At 60.2% G+C, this 17,221-nt stretch carries 15 protein-coding genes; all 15 read right to left on the bottom strand.

Annotated elements, in window-relative coordinates:
* Positions 1-21: 21 nt before the first annotated feature.
* The 15 genes from OO730_RS16000 to OO730_RS15930 all read right to left on the bottom strand — a co-directional run bounded on the left by OO730_RS16000 (position 22) and on the right by OO730_RS15930 (position 16,886).
* Positions 22-1,038, bottom strand: coding sequence for a molybdopterin-binding protein (locus OO730_RS16000; RefSeq protein ID WP_264982491.1), 1,017 nt, complete (start codon positions 1,036-1,038; stop codon positions 22-24).
* 337 nt (positions 1,039-1,375) lie between these two features.
* Entirely contained in the window at positions 1,376-2,953 is a 1,578-nt protein-coding gene (gene nadB / locus OO730_RS15995) for an L-aspartate oxidase (protein ID WP_264982490.1), read from the bottom strand.
* A gap of 10 nt (positions 2,954-2,963) precedes the next feature.
* Positions 2,964-3,827, bottom strand: coding sequence for a hypothetical protein (locus tag OO730_RS15990; RefSeq protein ID WP_264982489.1), 864 nt, complete (start codon positions 3,825-3,827; stop codon positions 2,964-2,966).
* A 264-nt stretch (positions 3,828-4,091) separates the two neighbouring features.
* Positions 4,092-4,583 carry a ferritin-like domain-containing protein gene (locus tag OO730_RS15985; RefSeq protein WP_264982488.1) on the bottom strand — a complete coding sequence of 164 codons (492 nt, stop codon included), beginning with the start codon at positions 4,581-4,583 and terminating at the stop codon, positions 4,092-4,094.
* A gap of 74 nt (positions 4,584-4,657) precedes the next feature.
* Positions 4,658-5,494 carry an FAD/NAD(P)-binding protein gene (locus OO730_RS15980; protein WP_264982487.1) on the bottom strand — a complete coding sequence of 279 codons (837 nt, stop codon included), beginning with the start codon at positions 5,492-5,494 and terminating at the stop codon, positions 4,658-4,660.
* A gap of 21 nt (positions 5,495-5,515) precedes the next feature.
* The gene (locus OO730_RS15975) at positions 5,516-6,574 is read right to left on the bottom strand and encodes a 4Fe-4S dicluster domain-containing protein (protein WP_264982486.1); all 1,059 of its coding nucleotides are present in this window, start codon (positions 6,572-6,574) and stop codon (positions 5,516-5,518) included.
* Positions 6,574-7,527, bottom strand: coding sequence for a 4Fe-4S dicluster domain-containing protein (locus tag OO730_RS15970; RefSeq protein ID WP_264982485.1), 954 nt, complete (start codon positions 7,525-7,527; stop codon positions 6,574-6,576). The genes OO730_RS15975 and OO730_RS15970 overlap by 1 nt, the downstream gene beginning before the upstream one ends.
* Before the next feature lie 25 nt (positions 7,528-7,552).
* Positions 7,553-8,014: a hydrogenase iron-sulfur subunit gene (locus OO730_RS15965; RefSeq protein WP_264982484.1), complete on the bottom strand. Its 462-nt coding sequence runs from the start codon at positions 8,012-8,014 to the stop codon at positions 7,553-7,555.
* Positions 7,984-9,960, bottom strand: coding sequence for a CoB--CoM heterodisulfide reductase iron-sulfur subunit A family protein (locus tag OO730_RS15960; protein ID WP_264982483.1), 1,977 nt, complete (start codon positions 9,958-9,960; stop codon positions 7,984-7,986). Before OO730_RS15960 ends, OO730_RS15965 begins: the two co-directional genes overlap by 31 nt.
* Positions 9,961-9,989: 29 nt before the next feature.
* On the bottom strand, positions 9,990-10,880 hold the full coding sequence (locus OO730_RS15955) for a CoB--CoM heterodisulfide reductase iron-sulfur subunit B family protein (protein WP_264982482.1): 891 nt from the start codon (positions 10,878-10,880) through the stop codon (positions 9,990-9,992).
* Positions 10,877-11,437 carry a 4Fe-4S dicluster domain-containing protein gene (locus OO730_RS15950; RefSeq protein ID WP_264982481.1) on the bottom strand — a complete coding sequence of 187 codons (561 nt, stop codon included), beginning with the start codon at positions 11,435-11,437 and terminating at the stop codon, positions 10,877-10,879. Before OO730_RS15950 ends, OO730_RS15955 begins: the two co-directional genes overlap by 4 nt.
* A gap of 98 nt (positions 11,438-11,535) precedes the next feature.
* Entirely contained in the window at positions 11,536-12,717 is a 1,182-nt protein-coding gene (locus OO730_RS15945) for an iron-containing alcohol dehydrogenase (protein WP_264982480.1), read from the bottom strand.
* A gap of 477 nt (positions 12,718-13,194) precedes the next feature.
* The gene (locus OO730_RS15940) at positions 13,195-14,535 is read right to left on the bottom strand and encodes a sigma-54-dependent transcriptional regulator (RefSeq protein WP_264982479.1); all 1,341 of its coding nucleotides are present in this window, start codon (positions 14,533-14,535) and stop codon (positions 13,195-13,197) included.
* Positions 14,536-14,543: 8 nt separating this feature from the next.
* Positions 14,544-15,743, bottom strand: a complete 1,200-nt coding sequence (locus tag OO730_RS15935; protein ID WP_264982478.1) for a two-component system sensor histidine kinase NtrB — start codon at positions 15,741-15,743, stop codon at positions 14,544-14,546.
* On the bottom strand, positions 15,744-16,886 hold the full coding sequence (locus tag OO730_RS15930) for an iron-containing alcohol dehydrogenase (protein WP_264982477.1): 1,143 nt from the start codon (positions 16,884-16,886) through the stop codon (positions 15,744-15,746).
* Positions 16,887-17,221 lie beyond the last annotated feature (335 nt).

Below are 17,221 nucleotides of genomic sequence, written 5' to 3'. Positions count from 1 at the left end.
TGTGGGGACGTAATTTGGATGTTATTTCCCGAAAGGACATATGGGGTACCGGCAGACGTCGCACGTCGCACAAAACCCCCCGTGTCCCAAGCTCACAATGTCCTCGCGCGTGACCGTTTCACCGGCCAGCAGACGGGGAACCACCAGATCGAAAATGGACGCCCTGTAGTACATGACGCAGCCGGGCAGCCCCAGGATGGGAACCCCGTCCAGGTCGGCGTAGAGGAACATGACGCCCGGAAACGTCGGCGAGCCGTAGGTGACGACTTCGGCCCCGGTGGACCGGATGGCCGTGGGAGTCTGGTCGTCCGGGTCCACCGACATGCCGCCCGTGACCACAACCATCTCCGCGCCCTCGGCGATGAAGGCCAGGATGGCGTCACGGGTCATGGCCGGATCGTCCGAGCTCAGCCGCTGATCCATGACCGTGGAGCCGAGCTGGGAAAACTTCTTGCGGATGACCGGACCGAACTTATCCTTGATGCGGCCGCTGTAGACCTCGCTGCCGGTGGTCACCAGCCCGACCTTGCGGTGCTTGAACTGCTTGACGCCCACCACGTAGGGATACTCGGCGCAGATCTCCTCAACCTGCTCGATCTTGCGTTCGTCGATGACCAGGGGAACCACGCGGGTTCCGGCCACGGCGCGCTTTTCAGTCACCTGCATGCCGTCGTGCATGGTCGCCAGCACGACCTCTTCGATGGAATTGATACGGTTCAGGGCCTCGACATTTACGTCGAGCAGGCCCGGAGAGGCCTCCAGATTGATGCGCCCCTCGCAGACGCCGGTCAGGGTGATGCCAGGCCCGGCTGCCGCCCTGGCTATCCGGGCCGCCGCTTCGTTTTCGTGAATGCGGCCCTTTTCCATGTTGAGGACGTAGACGTGCTCCTTTCCGATTTCCAGGAGCATGGGAATATCTTCTTCGGCGATGACGTGCCCCTTCCGAAAAGCGGGCCCCTTGGTTTCACCGGGTACGATGCGAGTCATGTCGTGGCACAGGACCATGCCTACGGCTTTTTGGACTGGAACGGTTTTCATCTGTTTACGGACTCCATATTGTTGACAAGAACTACGCTGCAACGTTTAAAATTCAATCATTAATTCAGGACTTTGAGCTGTCAGGCACAGATATCCCACAGCCCTCACGGTTGTATGTCCATACAGACATAATTCCTATGTGGCACTAGAATCCGTGTCAACAGCCTTCTAGACGAATTTTTTCACATTAATGTGAATTTATGGAATAGATTTTACGGCTAACAGACTTGAATAATTGATCTAGTTAACGAAATAGAAAAATCATCTTTCCCCAAAAACCCAATTGAACTTTGTAAAAAAGACACACGACCGTATGCCTTGGTGTCCAAAGGCGACCCTACTGAAGATGATGGCAGCCCAGGCTCTGCCGGTTGCTGCGGGCTGACATGGCGATGATGCCGGCGGCAAAACAACCGTGGTAGAGATCGATGAGGGGCTTGGAAAGAGGTGTCTTCCTGTAGAAACTGGTCAGGTCCTTGATGAGCACCCGCAAGTCCTCACAGGCCCGGGCAAGCCGTTGCTCGGTCCGGTTGATGCCCGCATAATTCCACATGGTCGAACGGATGCTCATCCAGTCCTGGGCGATGAGGGCCGGGTCCTCGTTCTGGACCTGCCCGGGATGCTGCCAGTCCGGGATGGAACGGAGCATCCGCTGGTTGGCGCTCCGGCCCCTGCCGAGCCGCGCACCGATGGCGTCCCCGGCGTTGCGCCCCCAAAGCACTCCTTCCAACAACGATGTGCTGGCCAGCCTGTTGGCCCCGTGCACCCCGGTGCAACTGCACTCGCCCACGGCATAGAGCCTGTCCAGGCTCGTGCGGCCGCTGATGTCCGCAAACACGCCGCCGCAATGGTAATGGGCTGCCGGAACCACGGGGATGGGTTCCCGGTCGATGTCGATGCCGATGTCCCGGCACCGGGCATGGATGGTGGGAAAGCGCTCGGACAGTTCATGCTCCACCGGGCGGCAGTCGAGATAGACGCAATCGTCGCCGGTACGGTGCAGGGTGTCCACGATGGCCCGCGACACCACGTCGCGCGGGGCCAGTTCCAGGCGGGCGTCATACCGGCCCATGAACCGATCTCCCCGGCGGTCCAGCAGGTGTGCGCCTTCGCCGCGCATGGCCTCGGTGATCAGGAACAACCGTTTGGACCGATGAAAGAGTGCGGTGGGATGGAACTGGACGTACTCGGCGTTCATGATCCGCGCCCCTGCCCGATGTGCCATGGCCATGGCCGCACCGAGGGAGCACTGGGCATTGGTGGAGTGGAGGAACAATCGCCCCGCTCCCCCGGTGGCAAGCACGGTGAAATCGGCAAGAAGGGTTTCAACCTCGTTGCTGTCCTGGTTGTAGACGTAGGCCCCGAGGCACTGGTTGGTCCGGCAATAACGGAAGGAAAGATTGCCCGTGTGGTGCAGGCTGGTGATCAGGTCCACTGCGGTGCGCCGGGTCATCACCCGGATATTCGGTTCATTGCGGACCGCCTCGGCGAGACAATCCATGATCGCCTTGCCGGTGTAGTCGCCGCAGAACAAGACCCGGTGGACCGAATGCGCTCCCTCGCGGGTCATGGCCAGGCTGCCGTCCCCGTTTCGGGCGAACGGCACCCGAAGCCGTTCCACCAGCATCTCACGCACGGCATCCGGACCGCATTTGGCCAGATGGTTGACCGCCTTGACGTGATTGTGTTGACAACCGGCCTGCATGATATCCTTGGACAACAGGGAAGGAGTGTCATCCTGTCCCCGGCCGACGATGCCGCCCTGGGCGTAGGCGGTGTTGCCGTCGCCGAGAAAATCCCCGGCCGAAAGCAGGGCGACGTGATAGCCTTGATCGGCCAGGCGCAGGGCGCAGCAGGCCCCGGCCACGCCGGAACCGATGACCAGGGCTTGGTATGCCTGACGAATCCGGGACATGCAGATGGGCTCAGACTGTGCCGGAGGGGATGAAACCGCAGGCGGTCTCGATCATTTGCCGGCTTCCCGGCAACACCATGAGCTTCCGCCCTTCGATATGCCAGGATGTGATCACACCGGCCTCTTCCAGGGAGGCCAGGGCCTTGCCCAGCATGTGCGGGAAAAGATGACGGGTGCGGTTGCTTGCGCCGCACAGGGAATGCAGGCTGCCGATGTCGGCCTTGAAGCCGCCCTTGAAGACAAGGACCGCACCGTGGAGCCACTTGGCCAGACCGGAGCGCTTCATGGAAAATCTACTTTCCACGGCCAGACGCAGGTTGCATTCGTTGCGGAGGGAATTCACCACATCGCCGTTCACCTCCACGAGGCAGCATTCCTTGCTCTGGTCGAGCAGAACGCGGTCGATGAGGCGGGTCATGTAGCGGTATCCCTTGCCCTCGATAAGCAGCGAACCGGTATGGAGGCGGAACAGGCTGGCGTAGACCCGGTCCCGGTTCTCATCGAAATTGCGCAGCCCCGTCTCACGCAGCACATCGGCGGGGTTCACCTGTATTTTCCCCTGGCTGTCCCGATTGGTGACGGTACGCATGGCACAATAAAGCAGGACGTCCAGGTCCCATTGGTCAAAGGTCTCGCCGGTAAAGGACACGCGCTTGTCCCGGGCAAGGTCCACGAGCTGCCTGTCCTTGACGAAATGGGACTTGCCCATGAACGAGGCGGAAAAGAGGTCGGAGAGCAAATAGATGCCGAGTTTCTGCTGGCGGAACTCCTTGCGGGGCCTGGGCACGTCCAGGAATCCGGTTTCCCCGGCGGTATAGGAATTGAGCGAAACAAACGCGCCGTTGGAATCGCTTCCATGTGCATAGTCAAACATCCTGGCCTCCTGATCGTGCCGCTACGGGTTGTCTTCCTGTCCGCCTACGGAGGCAACCAGCCGTCCGTGCGATCCGCCATTGCCGATGACGCCACCCTCCGGGGGTGTGCCCTGCCCCGGACGGCCGATCCATCCGGGACAGGGACTTCGGAAGGTTAGAAGGCGTCAAACTATGGTTCGATTTCTCGCGGGGGGCGCTCCGGGGCGCACTGGCGGCCCGAAGCCTCCCGGGAGAATCAAATCGAAATTCCTTCATCTGCCGGACTAGGCCGCGTCCGCCTCCAGTTGTGCGCTGGCCCTGCTCAACTCTCTGAGATGCTTGCGTTCTTCCTCGTAGCATTGATGAACCGCGTACTTTTCCGAACTGGGCACCAGTTCCTCCATCTCGAGGAAGAAGAGCATGGTATCCTTTTCAAAACCCATAGCCGCCTCGATGACTTCCTTTTCGCTCTCCGCCCGCTCCAGGAACTTCTGCCCCAGACTGTTGAACAGCATGTGCGATTCGATGAGCGCCTCGATGTACTGCATGTACTCGTCCTGAGTGGCCCAGGGGGGCACCCCCACCTTGCCCAGACGGGCCAGCATGCTCCGGAAAATGCCCTCATGCTTGGCCTCTTCTTCGGCGAGGTGTTTGAACATCTCCTTGACCCGGGGGGTCTCGGCCCTGTCAACGGCCTGCAGGTAGAACTCGCGTCCCCTCCGCTCTATCTTGATGGCGATGTTCGCTATTTCATTGGCATGGAAAAAATGAGCCATGTCAGTCCTCCGGTAAGGCCAAAAGTTGCCGAATCGGGGGGCGGTCCGATGCGGACCGCCCCGCCTGTTGCCGTCTACAATTCGTTGGGAAGCGCCTTCAGCTGCTCGTAGGTGTACACCGGCCCGTCCACGCAGACGTAGCTGCCGCCGATGTTGCACCGTCCGCACAAGCCGACGCCGCACTTCATCCGTTTTTCCAGGGTGGTGAGTATCTGGTTGTCCTTGAAGCCGAGCTTGAGCAACGCCTCCAGGGTGAACTTGATCATGATCGGCGGGCCGCAGGTCACGGCCACGGTGTTGTCGGCGGACGGCGCCATATCCAGAAGGACATTGGGGATCAGCCCCACCCTGTGCTCCCAACCGTCCGCCTCGGCGTCGATGGTCAGCACGGTGTTCAGGTCGTCCCGTTCCAGCCACTCCGGCAGCTCGTACTGAAAAGCCATGTCCTGCGGGGACCGGGCGCCGTAGAGCACGGAGATGTTTCCGTAGTCGGCGCGGTTGTCGAGCATGAACAGCAGGAGAGTCCTCAAGGGAGCCATGCCGATGCCGCCGCCCACGAACACGATGTCCTTGCCCTTGAGTTCCTCGTAGGGAAACCAGTTGCCGAGGGGGGCTCGGACGCCGATCTGGTCGCCCGCCGACAGGGAATGGAGCTTGGCCGTGACCTCGCCTGCCCGCATGACGCTGAACTGCAGGTAGTCCATGCGCGTGGGCGGCGAATTGATGACAAAGGTGGATTCGCCCGTTCCGAAGACCGAAAGCTGGCCCACCTGGCCGGGATGGAAGGTGAAGTTTTTCATTTCCTCTTCGCTGTTCAGGACCACGCGAAACGTCTTGATGTTCGGCGTTTCCTGGACGGTCTCGATGATGGTGGCCACCGAGGGAAGATAGGGATTTGGCATGTTCGTCATATTCGATTCCTGTTCAATGGCTTAACTTTCCGGTTGGGGGGCCGGTGCGGCGATCGCGTTCAGCACGACGGCTCTGATGTCCACCGAGGCCGGACAACTCTTGATGCAGCGTCCGCACCCGCAGCAGGCGATGTTGCCGTCATGCAGGGACGGGTAGTAGCTGAACTTGTGCCCCACGCGATTCTTGAGACGGTGTGCCTTGGTCGGCCGGGGATTGTGGCCGCTGGCTTCCTGGGTAAAGAGGCTGGACATGCAGTAGTCCCACGTGCGCAGCCTGACGCCCTCGTGCCCGAACTTCTCGTCGGAGATGTTGAAGCAGTAGCAGGTGGGGCACAGGTAGGTGCAGGTGCCGCAGCTGATGCACTTGCCTGCCTCGGCTTCCCAGAATTCGACGTCGTCGAAGTGCTCCAGCAACTTTTCACGGGCCGCGGACGGGTCCACGGGGTCGCCCATGGCGGCTTCGGCCGCTTCCTTGACCGCCCGGGCGTCCTCGACCTGCGCATCCGAAGCGTCGATGAGATCGGCCTTGATGAGCCCCTCTCCCCTTTCGGTAACGGCTTCGAACACGTAGCCGTCGGCAATGGGGGTCATGAGCACGTCCGACCCCGAAGGGGAGGCGGGCCCGCCACCGACCCAATTGCAGAAACAGGTGGTGGCGGGCTTCGCGCAGGTCATGGATATGAAAAGGGTCGCTTCACGGCGGGTAAGGTAGTTCAGGTCCCTGACCCGGTCGGTGTCGTACACCCTGTCTATCACGTTGAATCCGGCGGCATCGCAGGGCCGACCGCCGACAACCACGGTGGGCGTTCCATCCAGATGCTCGTTCACCTCGACCTCAACGCGACCGGGTTCCTCGGGATTCTTGTTGTATTTGTAAGTGAGCAGCGCCTCGCACTGCGGGAAGACCGCGTTCTTGGGCGACTGGGTGGGCCGGACCCGCAACTCCACGGATGCGGACTCGCAATAGGGGCCGAAGAGCACGGCATCCCCTTCACGCCGGGGCACGATGGTGCGGTATTGTTCCGCCATCTTTGCCAACCAGGAATCGAGTTCATTGTAAGCAAGGAATTTGGCAACCATTACCAGCCTCTCTCCGTGATATTTTCCTCTTCGATCTTGAAGGACTGCAGCGGGGGAATGTCGTCCACGCAGGTCCCGGCCCGGTAGTCGAAGAGATCATTGATTTCCTTGTTCATCTTGCGCCTGAGCAGGAGCAGCGGAATGGACATGGGGCAGGATCGCTCGCATTCGCCGCACTCGGTGCACCGCCCGGCCAGGTGCATGGTGTGAATGATCTGGAAGAGCAGCTTGTTCTGGACCGTGTCCTCCTGGGTCATCCAATGGGGATCGCGGCTCTGGGCAACGCAGTGGTCGCGGCAGACGCACATGGGGCATGCGTTCCGGCAGGCATAGCAGCGGACGCAACGGTCCATGGCATTGAGCCAGTGGCCCCGCCGTTCCTCCAGCGACAGCTTCTCGAATTCCGCGACATCGCTGTAGTCGTCGGTGGCGGATTCATCGGGAATCTCGCCCACCATCACGTCGGAAAGGAGCGGGCTCCGGTATTGGCAACGGCCACACTTGTCGGCGGCAACGTCCGCCAGGGCAAAGGAATGTTCCATGCCCTCGCTGGTCACCTTCACCGTGTCCCCGGACAAATCCACGCTCTCCACATAGTCCAGCGTGCCGAGCTCCCGGCCGATCTTCCTGACCGAGACCACGCCGGAACAGGGAATGCCGAACACGACCACGTCCCCGCGGTCGATGAGCTTCTCCTGAAGCAGTTCCACCACGGTGCGGCTGTCGCATCCCTTGACGATGATGCCGACCTTCCGCCCCTTGAGGCCCGTCAGGTGCGTGGCGAGGTTGTGCACGCACAGCGGGCCCGCGATCAGCCTGTCGACGTCCTCCGGGGTCTTCATGAACAGAGGGGTGGCGCGCAGGGGGTCAAAGCCCTGCTCCCAGCCGATGACCACGTCAAGCTCAGGGAGCCTGTCCTTGATCTTCTGCTTCAATTCTTCCAAATAATGCATTGAGTTACTCCGTTAAAATACCTGGCTAGAGACCCTGGAGGGCAATGGCTGCGGCCTGGGCGCACGCCTCACTGTCCAACCTGGGTGCGGGACCAAGCTCGTGAATGTGCTCCGTGAACTTCGACACCACGGTCTTCCATTTCTGCCCTTCGGAGGCGGAGACCCATGTGTATTCAAACCGCCGGGGATCGATGCCGAGTATGGGCAGGAAGCGCTTGAGCACCTCCAGCCGACGACGGGCGTAGTAGTTCCCCTCGCTGTAGTGGCAATCACGGGGGTGGCAGCCGGAAACCAGCACGCCGTCCGCCCCTTCGATCAGGCTCTTGACCACGAAAAGCGGGTCGATGCGGCCGGAACAGGGAACCCTGATGATGCGAAGATCCGTGGGTTGCTGGAATCGTCCGACGCCGGCGGTATCGGCACCGCCGTAAGAGCACCAGTTGCAGAGAAAGCCGACTATCCGTAATTCGGTAGCGTCTGCTGACATAAGACGTTGACCTCCGCGAGAATCTGATTGTCTGTGAAATGCTGCAATTGAATGGCCCCCTGCGGGCAGGTGGTGGTGCAGTTGCCGCAACCCTGGCAGACGGTCTCGATGACCTTGGCCTTGGGCTGTCCCCTGAATTCGGTCAGTTCGATGGCGGTGAAGGGGCAGGTCTCGATACACTTGCCGCAGCCCACGCACCGCTTGATGTCCACTTCCGATATCTGGGGATCGCTCTCCAGTTGATCCTTGGAAAAGAGCGCCAGCACCTTGGCGGCCGCCGCGCTCCCCTGCCCAACCGAGGAAGGGATGTCCTTGGGCCCCTGGCAGGCGCCCGCCAGATACACGCCCGCCGTATTGGTCTCGACCGGACGCAGTTTCGGATGGCTTTCCATGTAGAAGCCGTATGTGTCGTAGGAGATGCGGAGTTTCTCGGCCAGTTGGGGAGCTCCCTTGGCGGACTCCGCGCCCACGGCCAGGACGACCAGGTCGGCCTCGACCTCCACGGCGGCGCCCATGAGCGTGTCCGCCCCGCGCACCACGTAACGGTCGCCCTTGGGATAGATCATGGACACGCGGCCCCTGATGTACCTGGCCCCGTACTCCTCCATGGCGCGGCGTGTGAACTCGTCGTAGAGTTTTCCCGGAGCGCGGATGTCCATGTAGAAGACGTAGGACTGCGACTCGGGCAGGTGATCCTTGGTGAGGATGGCCTGCTTTGCCGTGTACATGCAGCAGAAACCCGAGCAATACGGGCGGCCGATGCTCTTGTCCCTGGACCCGACACACTGGATGAAGACCACGTTTTCCGGCTCCTTGCCGTCCGACGGGCGCTTGATGTGCCCGCCGGTAGGACCGGAAGCCGAGAGCAGCCGTTCGTATTGGATAGAGGTGATTACGTCGGTATAACGGCCGCCCCCGTACTCCCCGTAACGGGTATGGTCGAACAGGTCGAATCCGGTGGCCACCACGATGGCGCCCACGTTCTCGACTGCCTCTGCATCCGTTTGGTCGAATCGAATCGCTTTGGTGGGACAGATTTTTTCGCAGACTCCGCACTTGCCCTTGGTGAGCTTCATGCAGAATTCAGGGTTGATGGAGGCCTTCTTGGGAATGGCCTGGGGAAAAGGAATGTTGATGGCTGTGGTGGTCCCGATATCCTCGTTGAACACGTCCCGGGACTTCTTGCTCGGGCACTTCTCCATGCACTGGCCGCAGCCGGTACATGCCTCCCAGTCCACGTAGGTGGCCTTCCGGTTCACCGACACCTCGAAGTTGCCCACATAGCCCTGGACCCCGGCCACCTCGGCGTTGGCGTAGAGCGTGATGTTCGGGTGCTGGGCGACGTCGACCATCTTGGGGCCGAGAATGCAGCTCGAACAGTCGATGGTGGGAAAGGTCTTGTCCAGCTTGGACATCTTCCCGCCGATGGACGGGGTTTTCTCCACCAGCACGACCTCCAGGCCGCCGTCGGCGCAATCGAGGGCGGCCTGGATGCCGGCCACGCCGCCGCCAATGACCATGACCCGCTTGTTGATGCTGAATTTTTTCGCGGTAAGGCGCTTGTCATGGGTCAGCTTGGCAACCGCCATGGCCACCAGGTCGATCGCCTTTCCGGTGTTGGCCTCGATATCCTTGCCGATCCAGGAGACATGCTCGCGGATGTTGGCCATCTCGAACATGTACCGGTTGAGACCGGCGCGCTCCACCGTGCGGCGGAACGTGGGCTCGTGCATGCGCGGGGTGCACGATGCCACCACCACACCGTCGAGATTGTGCTCGCGGATGGCCTCGATGATGCCCTCCTGCCCCGGTTCGGAGCAGGCGTACATCGTGTCGCTGGCAAAAGCCACGTCAGGCAGCTTGCGCGCCTCTTCGGCCACCCTCGCCACATCCACGGTTCCAGCGATGTTGCTCCCGCAATGACAAACAAAAACACCTATTTTCATGCTACTGATGCTCCTTGCTGTTGACCGCTTCAGGAAGCGGACCGCCGCACTTCTTCCATTTTGCGAAACGCACCGACCGGGCGAACAATCAGATTGTCCAGCATCAGGCTGTCTTCACCCAGCCCGAGGGCCTTGCCGATGAGCTGCGTGTAGTAGAACACCGGCATGTTGTGCCGTGCGTTGTTGGCCGCGTTGATCTGCTTCTGCCGCAGATCCAGATTCATCTGGCACAGGGGACAGGCAGTGACCATGGCGTCGGCCCGCACGTCCTCGGCGGCGTCCAGCAGCTTGCCGGAAAGCTTCATGACCATGCCCTTGCGGGCCACGCCGAACGACGCGCCGCAGCACTCGACCTTCAGCGGGAAGGGAGCGATGTCCGCGCCCAGGGCGGCCATCAACCGGTCCATGGCAATGGGATTTTCGCAGTCGTCGAAATCCATGATCTCGGGGGGCCGGTTCATGATGCAGCCGTAGTACGGGGCCAGGCGGAGTCCCGACAGGGACTCGGTAACCCGGTCGGCTATCCGCCGGGGGCCGACCTGCTCGAACAGGACCTGGAGGACGGACATGACGGGCAACCGGTTCTCGACGGGTTCGTCAAGCAGCTTTTCAACCCGGGCCTTGAACTCCGGGTTGCGCATGCGGTGGCTGGCCGTCTTGAGATTGGTCAGGCAGCTGGGACAGGGAGTGATGATCCCCTCCACGTCCAATTTCTCCGCCTGGCCGATATTGCGGGCCGAAAGAGCGCAGGACAAGGCATGGTCCACCGTATGCGCAGGGGTCGAGCCGCAACAACTCCAGTCCGGGATGTCCACCAACTCGATGCCCAGCGTCTTGCAGACCGCGCGCGTGGATCGATCATACTCTGCGGAGGTTCCCAACCCGGAACAGCCGGGGTAGTAGGCGTAGGTGGGACTCACGATTCACGCTCCTTATTAAAGCGTTTGAAAATATCGGCCACGTTCTGCTTGCCGACGATGTCATGCGCCCTGAAGCTCAACTTGCCCTTGGGCAGAAGATCCATGCCCAGGTCGGCATCGGTCATGACGCGCCCGGTCTTGACGATGTATTTCGCCATGAGCCCCATCTCGAAAACACGGCCGTGCTTCTCGACGGAGTTCAGGAAGGTGTCCCAGAAAATCTTGATCTCGGGCTCGGGCTTGTGCCCGGCCCGGCGCGCCATGTGCCGCAGAACGTCCATGACCCGGGCCACGTCGATGTTGTTGGGGCATCGCGTGGTGCAGGACTCGCAGGAGGCGCACAGCCACAGGGCCCTGGAAGAGAGGACCGTTTCCCGCTGACCTGTTTGGGTGAGACGGACGATCTGGCTGACGGGGTAGTCGTAAAAGGAGGAATAGGGGCATCCCGCCGTGCAATTCCCGCATTGATAGCAGAGGGACAGATTCTGCTCGCTTTCCTTTTCCACTTGGCCGACAAAGTCCGCGTCGTAGGATTTATTGAGTAATACCGTGGTCATGTAATGTCCGTGTCGTTTGAAAGTTGGACGCCGGGATGGTCCGAATCACACCGGAACAAGGACCGGGGAAGGCATGCCCTCCCCGGTCGTTCTTCTGCTTACAGGGCGGCCGTGTAGATGGCGGTGACGTCGTCGTCGGTGGGACAACGGGGATTGGTGAAACCGCAGGCGTCCTTCTGGGCGTTGCCGGTCATGGTAGCGATGTCCTTGGCCTTGACATCCTTGCCATAGCGCTTGCCGAGCTCGACCAGGCCGGAAGGAATGCCGACGTCGGCGGACAGCTTCTTGATGGCTTCCAGGGCCAGTTCGGCCGCGTCGCGCGGGGACTTGCCTTCGATGTTCTCGCCCATGATCTCGGCCATCTTGACGAAGCGGTCGATCTTGGCGATGAGGTTGAACTTCTCCACGTGAGGCAGCAGGATGGCGTTGCATTCGCCATGCGGAAGGTCGTAGAAGCCGCCGAGCTGGTGAGCCATGGCGTGGACGTGACCCAGAGAGGCGTTGTTGAACGCCATACCGGCGAGGTACTGTGCGAAGCACATGCCTTCACGGGCAACGATGTCCTGGCCGTTGGCCACTGCGGGGCGCAGGTGCGTGAAGATCAGCTCGATGGCCTTCTCGGCGCAGGCGTCGGTCATGGGGGTGGCGATGGTGGAAACGTAGGCTTCCACGGCGTGGGTAAGGGCGTCCATGCCGGTGGCGGCGGTCAGCGCCGGAGGCATGCCGACCATCAGCAGCGGGTCATCCAGGGCGATGCCGGGAGTGACGCGCCAATCCACGATGGCCATCTTAACCTTGCGGGAAAGATCGGTGATGATGCAGAAACGGGTCATCTCGGAAGCGGTGCCGGCCGTGGTGTTGACGGCGACGTAGGGCGGCATGGGCTTGGTGGACTTGTCCACGCCTTCGTAATCATGAATGGTGCCGCCGTTGGAAACGACCAGGCCAATGCCCTTGCCGCAATCATGGGAGGAACCGCCGCCCAGAGTGATCAGGCTGTCGCACTTGGCTTTCTTGTAGACCTCAACGCCTTCGGCGACGTTGGCATCGGTCGGGTTGGGGATAGTCTTGTCGTAGACTTCGTACTTGACCTTGGCGTCATCAAGGATGTCGGTGACCTGTTTCAGGATTCCGGTGGCGACGATGCCGGGATCGGTGACGACCAGGGGTTTTTTACCGCCGAGAGCCTTGATCTTGCCGGGGATTTCCTTGGAAGCGCCGATACCGATGAGGGTCACGCTGGGAATGAAAAAACCGTTTACCTGTTCACGAACTGCCATAATTCCTCCTATAGGATCATAAAGGCGTTAAAGTGATGGATCGAAATGAACCGCAACAGACCTCCTTAAGGCAAACGGCGTGCCAAGTAATTATATTCAATTATTTTAATTCGTTGCCACATCCTCCCCGTTCCTCCTTCTCATCACGCGGGGCATTTTGTCCCTTCTGAAACATCCTCCCTGCCCCACATCAGATATTCAAAAAAAACACCTTTATATTCAGCATGTTAGATTCGTGTATCATTTTGATGCACTTTCCCGGGGTTTGGGTCAAAACAACACAGTGCAGTGAAACACCGCTCGTTCCCGCTCCGCATACCCGACAAAAAAAGAGAGCAGAAAAAATATTTTCTGCTCAACACACTCAAAAGAAAGACTTTTTTAATTAAAAAAAACCACCCCATTCAGCGGGGCACACCCCGCCTCAATGCGGAGGGAGGGAAAAGACAAGATGGAAACTCGGGGGAGGCGTCCTGTTTATTCGAGCCCGTACTTCTGAATCTTGCGGTACAGGGTCTTGCGCCCGATGCCGAGAACCTGGGCGGCCTTCTGCTTGTTGCCGGCGTAAATGGACAGGACGTAGGCGATGTGCTCGCGTTCCATGTTCTCAAGGGACATGGGCGGAGCATCGGACTTGCATGTGTTGCTGTCCAACAGTTCCTTGGGCAGGCAGTTTTCCGTTATGGCTCCGCCCTCGGACAGGATCAGGGCGCGCTCAAGCACGTTGCGCAGCTCGCGAACGTTGCCGGGCCAGCCGTAGCTGAGCAGCCGCTTCATGGTTTTTTCCGGCATGGCTGCGGCCGGTCTGCCGTTGGCCAGGAGCGAAAGGAAGTGCTCGACCAGCAGGGGCAGGTCCTCCTTGCGCTCCCTGAGCCTGGGGATGTGGATGTTGAAGACGTTGATGCGGTGAAACAAGGCCTCGTTGAATGTGCCCGCCTCCACGGCCTTTGCCAGGTCGCGGTTGGTGGCGAACAGGAAACGCACGTCGGCCCTGCGCTCCTTGTTTTCCCCCATCCGGCGGTACTCCTTGGTTTCGAGCAAGCGCAGCAGCGAGGCCTGGACATCCTCGGGCAGATCGCCGATTTCATCCAGGAACAACGTCCCCTTGTGAGCCACCGACACCAGCCCTTCATGCTCTTCGGTGGCCCCGGTGAAGGCCCCCTTCTTGTGGCCGAACAGCTCGGAGCGAACCATCTCCTTGTGCAGCATAGCGCAATTCTTGACGATAAGCGGTTGACAGGAGCGACCGCCGCGGTGGTGTATGGCCCGGGCGACCACGTCCTTGCCCGCCCCGCTTTCACCGGTGATCAACACCGGCACCTCCGAAGTGGTGAGCTTGTCTATGAGAAACTTGATCTCCCGGATGGGAGCGGACCGGCCGATAAGATTGTACCAATCGGTTTTCGCTTCCTGGGTATGCCTGAGCCCCTTGTTTTCCCGCTGCAGGCAGACGCGCTGGTAGGCGCGCTCGATGACCACTTCTAGACGATCCAGCTTGAAGGGCTTTGTGATGTAGTCGAAAACCCCCATGCGCATGGCTTCCACCGCGTTGTCGATGTCGCCGTGCCCGGTGATGAGAATGATCTCCACGTCCTGGTTGGCCACCTTGAACTCGGCGAACAGATCAAGCCCGTCCGCATCCGGCAGCCTGATGTCGAGGATGATGACGTCGAATTGCTGCTTCTTGAGCAACTGGCGGGCGCGGTGCGCATTTTCGGCCGTGTGGATGACGCGATCATCGGAATCCAGCTCGTTCTTGAGGAGCTTGCGGATGCTCTCCTCGTCATCGACGACCAACACATTATATGAAGATTGCATCTGTATCTCTATTTATCCAGTTGAACGGGGAGTACGACCCTGAAACAGGACCCTTCTCCCTCCACGCTGTGAACGGTTATTTCCCCGTTGTGATCCTTGACGATTCCATAACAGGTGGAGAGACCGATCCCGATGCCCTTGCCCATGGACTTGGTGGTGAAAAACGGGTCGAACAGCCTGTCCTTGATGTCCTGGGGAATGCCGGTGCCGGTATCCTCCACTTCCAGGGCAACGGAATCGCCCCCCTCCTTCATCGTCCGCACCATGATGGTGCCCTCCAACTCTTCCAGGGCGTCCATGGCGTTGGTCAGGAGGTTGAGGATGACCTGCTTGAGGCGGGGTTCGTCGGCATAGATGAGCGGCAGGTCGTCGCACAGGGCCTTGTCCAGAGTCAGCTTTTGCGACTTCTTCAAATGGAAGCCGAGGATGTTCAGGGTTTCCTCGATGATCCCGTTCAGATTGACGAATCCGAACACGGAGGTCTCGGGATGGCCGAAGTTGAGCAGGCTGCTCACGATATTCTGGCAGCGCGAACACTCCTGGAGAATGGTCTTGGTGTAGTCCTCGAACTCCCGGAGCACGTCTTCGGACATGCTGTCCCCATGCTTCTTGAGCCGACGCTGGATGCCCTCGGCATACCCGGAAATGGCCATCAGGGGATTGTTGACCTCGTGGGCCACGCCCGTGGCCAGGGTGCCGACCGTAACCATCTTCTCGGCCTGGTAGTACTTGGCCTGGAACTCCTTCTCGGTGGTCACGTCACGCTTGAAAATGAGTACCCGATTGCCCGCCCCGGTCGGGCTTTTCAAGGGTGAGGCCAGCATCTCGAACTGGCGGTTGCAGCCGTCGATCTTGAAAATAGCGGTCTCCTTGCACACCGTGTTGGTGGACAGGGACCGGAAGGCCGGGCATTCCGGGCAGGCGCCCCCCGAGTGGCGGAACAGCTCATAGCAATGCCGGCCTATGGGGTTGCCTTCAGGGAAAAGCTTGTGGAACTCGTTGTTCACCGACAGGATCTGCAGATCCTCGGACAGGACCATCATGACGTCGGTGATGCCGTCGATGATGGCCGCGATCTCACGCCGCTGGTCCTCCAACTCGTGGTTGGACTCCTGCAGTTCGTTGATCGTTTGTTGGAGCTCCTGAAAAAAGCCGAGCTTCGAATGCTCGATGCCGATCAGGTCGCTCAGGGTGGTGCCGGACGTCATTTACCAGGCCTCCTCACAAATGGACATGAGGTCTTCGGGGGAGGCCGGCCTCGGGTTGGTCAGATGGCAGGCGTCAAAGGTGGCGGTGGTGCAGATGTGTTTCAGGTCGGACTTGTCGGGCACCAGTTCCCGCAGGGAGGTGTTCAAATCCAGCTCCGCGAAGAGCTTCTCCAGCGTGTCTATGCCCAACAGGGCGGCGTCCTGGTCGGAACGGATATCCGACCCGGAGATCAGACGGCCGATCTCCCCCATCTTGGCCATGCGCGACGGAAGGTTGTAACGCATGACCGACGTCAGGAGCGTGGGGTGGACCCAGCCGTGAAGAACGTCGCATTGGCCGCCGAGGGCATGGGCCAGGGCGTGCAGGTCGCCCAGCCCGGCATTGCTGAAGGACATGCCCGCCGAAGTGCTGGCTATGGACAGCTGCTCCAGGGCCTCGATGTCCTTTTCCTCGGCTGCGGGCCTGAGGTTGGCGATGATCAGCTTGAGGGCGTTCAGGGCATGCAGTTCGGTGAACGGCGAGGCGAGCTTTGATACGTAGGACTCGATGGCGTGGGCCATTGCGTCGATGCCGGACGCCAGGATCAGGCTGCGGTCCTGGGTGACCAGAAGCTGGGGATCGATGATGGAAATATTCGGCACCAGGGACCGGCTGATGATCGACATCTTCACCTTCCGTTCCATGTCGGTGATGATGCAGAACTGGGAGATGTCCGAGCTGCTGCCTGCGGTGCTGGGGATGAAGATCATGGGCGGCAGCGGATGCATGATCCGGTTCGCGCCCTCATAGTCGCGGATTTCCCCGCCGTTGCCCACGATGGTGGCGATTCCCTTGGCAGCGTCCATGGGGCTGCCGCCGCCGATGGCGACAACCACGTCGCACCGCTCTTCCCGGTAGATTTCCACTCCCTTCTGGACCTGCTTGTCCCGGGGGTTGGAGTTGACCTCGTTGAAGTACACGCACCCCAGACCGTTGGCCCGGAGAATTCCCTTTACCAGGCCGACCCAACCGGCATCTTCCACGCCCTGGTCGCTGACGAAGAATACGCGCTTGGCTCCGACACGCTTGGCGCACTGCGCCAGATGTGTAATCGCTCCCCTACCGAAAATCACGTCAGGAATAGCAAATTTCGTACTGAGCATAAATCAATCCCCCAAGGCTGCGATGGTGTGTCGCACCATGTATCAAAACACGGGCAGTGAAGACGAAAATTCAATTTCTTTCAATAACAACAATCAATTCTTTTTTCGCCACCACACATGACAGGGCGATCATTTTTCAGAGCATCCGGCTTCCATTCGAATGGATACCCTTCGATCTCCAGCGCTGTCTTTGGCCGCTGAGGAACGGACATGAATTGTCCTGGATAATATGCGGATTGCCGACTGCGCATCCCGTTTCGACCAACGGAAAACCACCGCCACAGGCCGCCACCTGTCCCAAGTCCTGGTGCTCGCCGGCCACTTCCCTCGCGACA

Source organism: Pseudodesulfovibrio portus (genome assembly GCF_026000375.1).
GTDB classification, from domain to species: domain Bacteria; phylum Desulfobacterota; class Desulfovibrionia; order Desulfovibrionales; family Desulfovibrionaceae; genus Pseudodesulfovibrio; species Pseudodesulfovibrio portus.
This window is presented reverse-complemented; position numbering and strand designations above follow the sequence as displayed.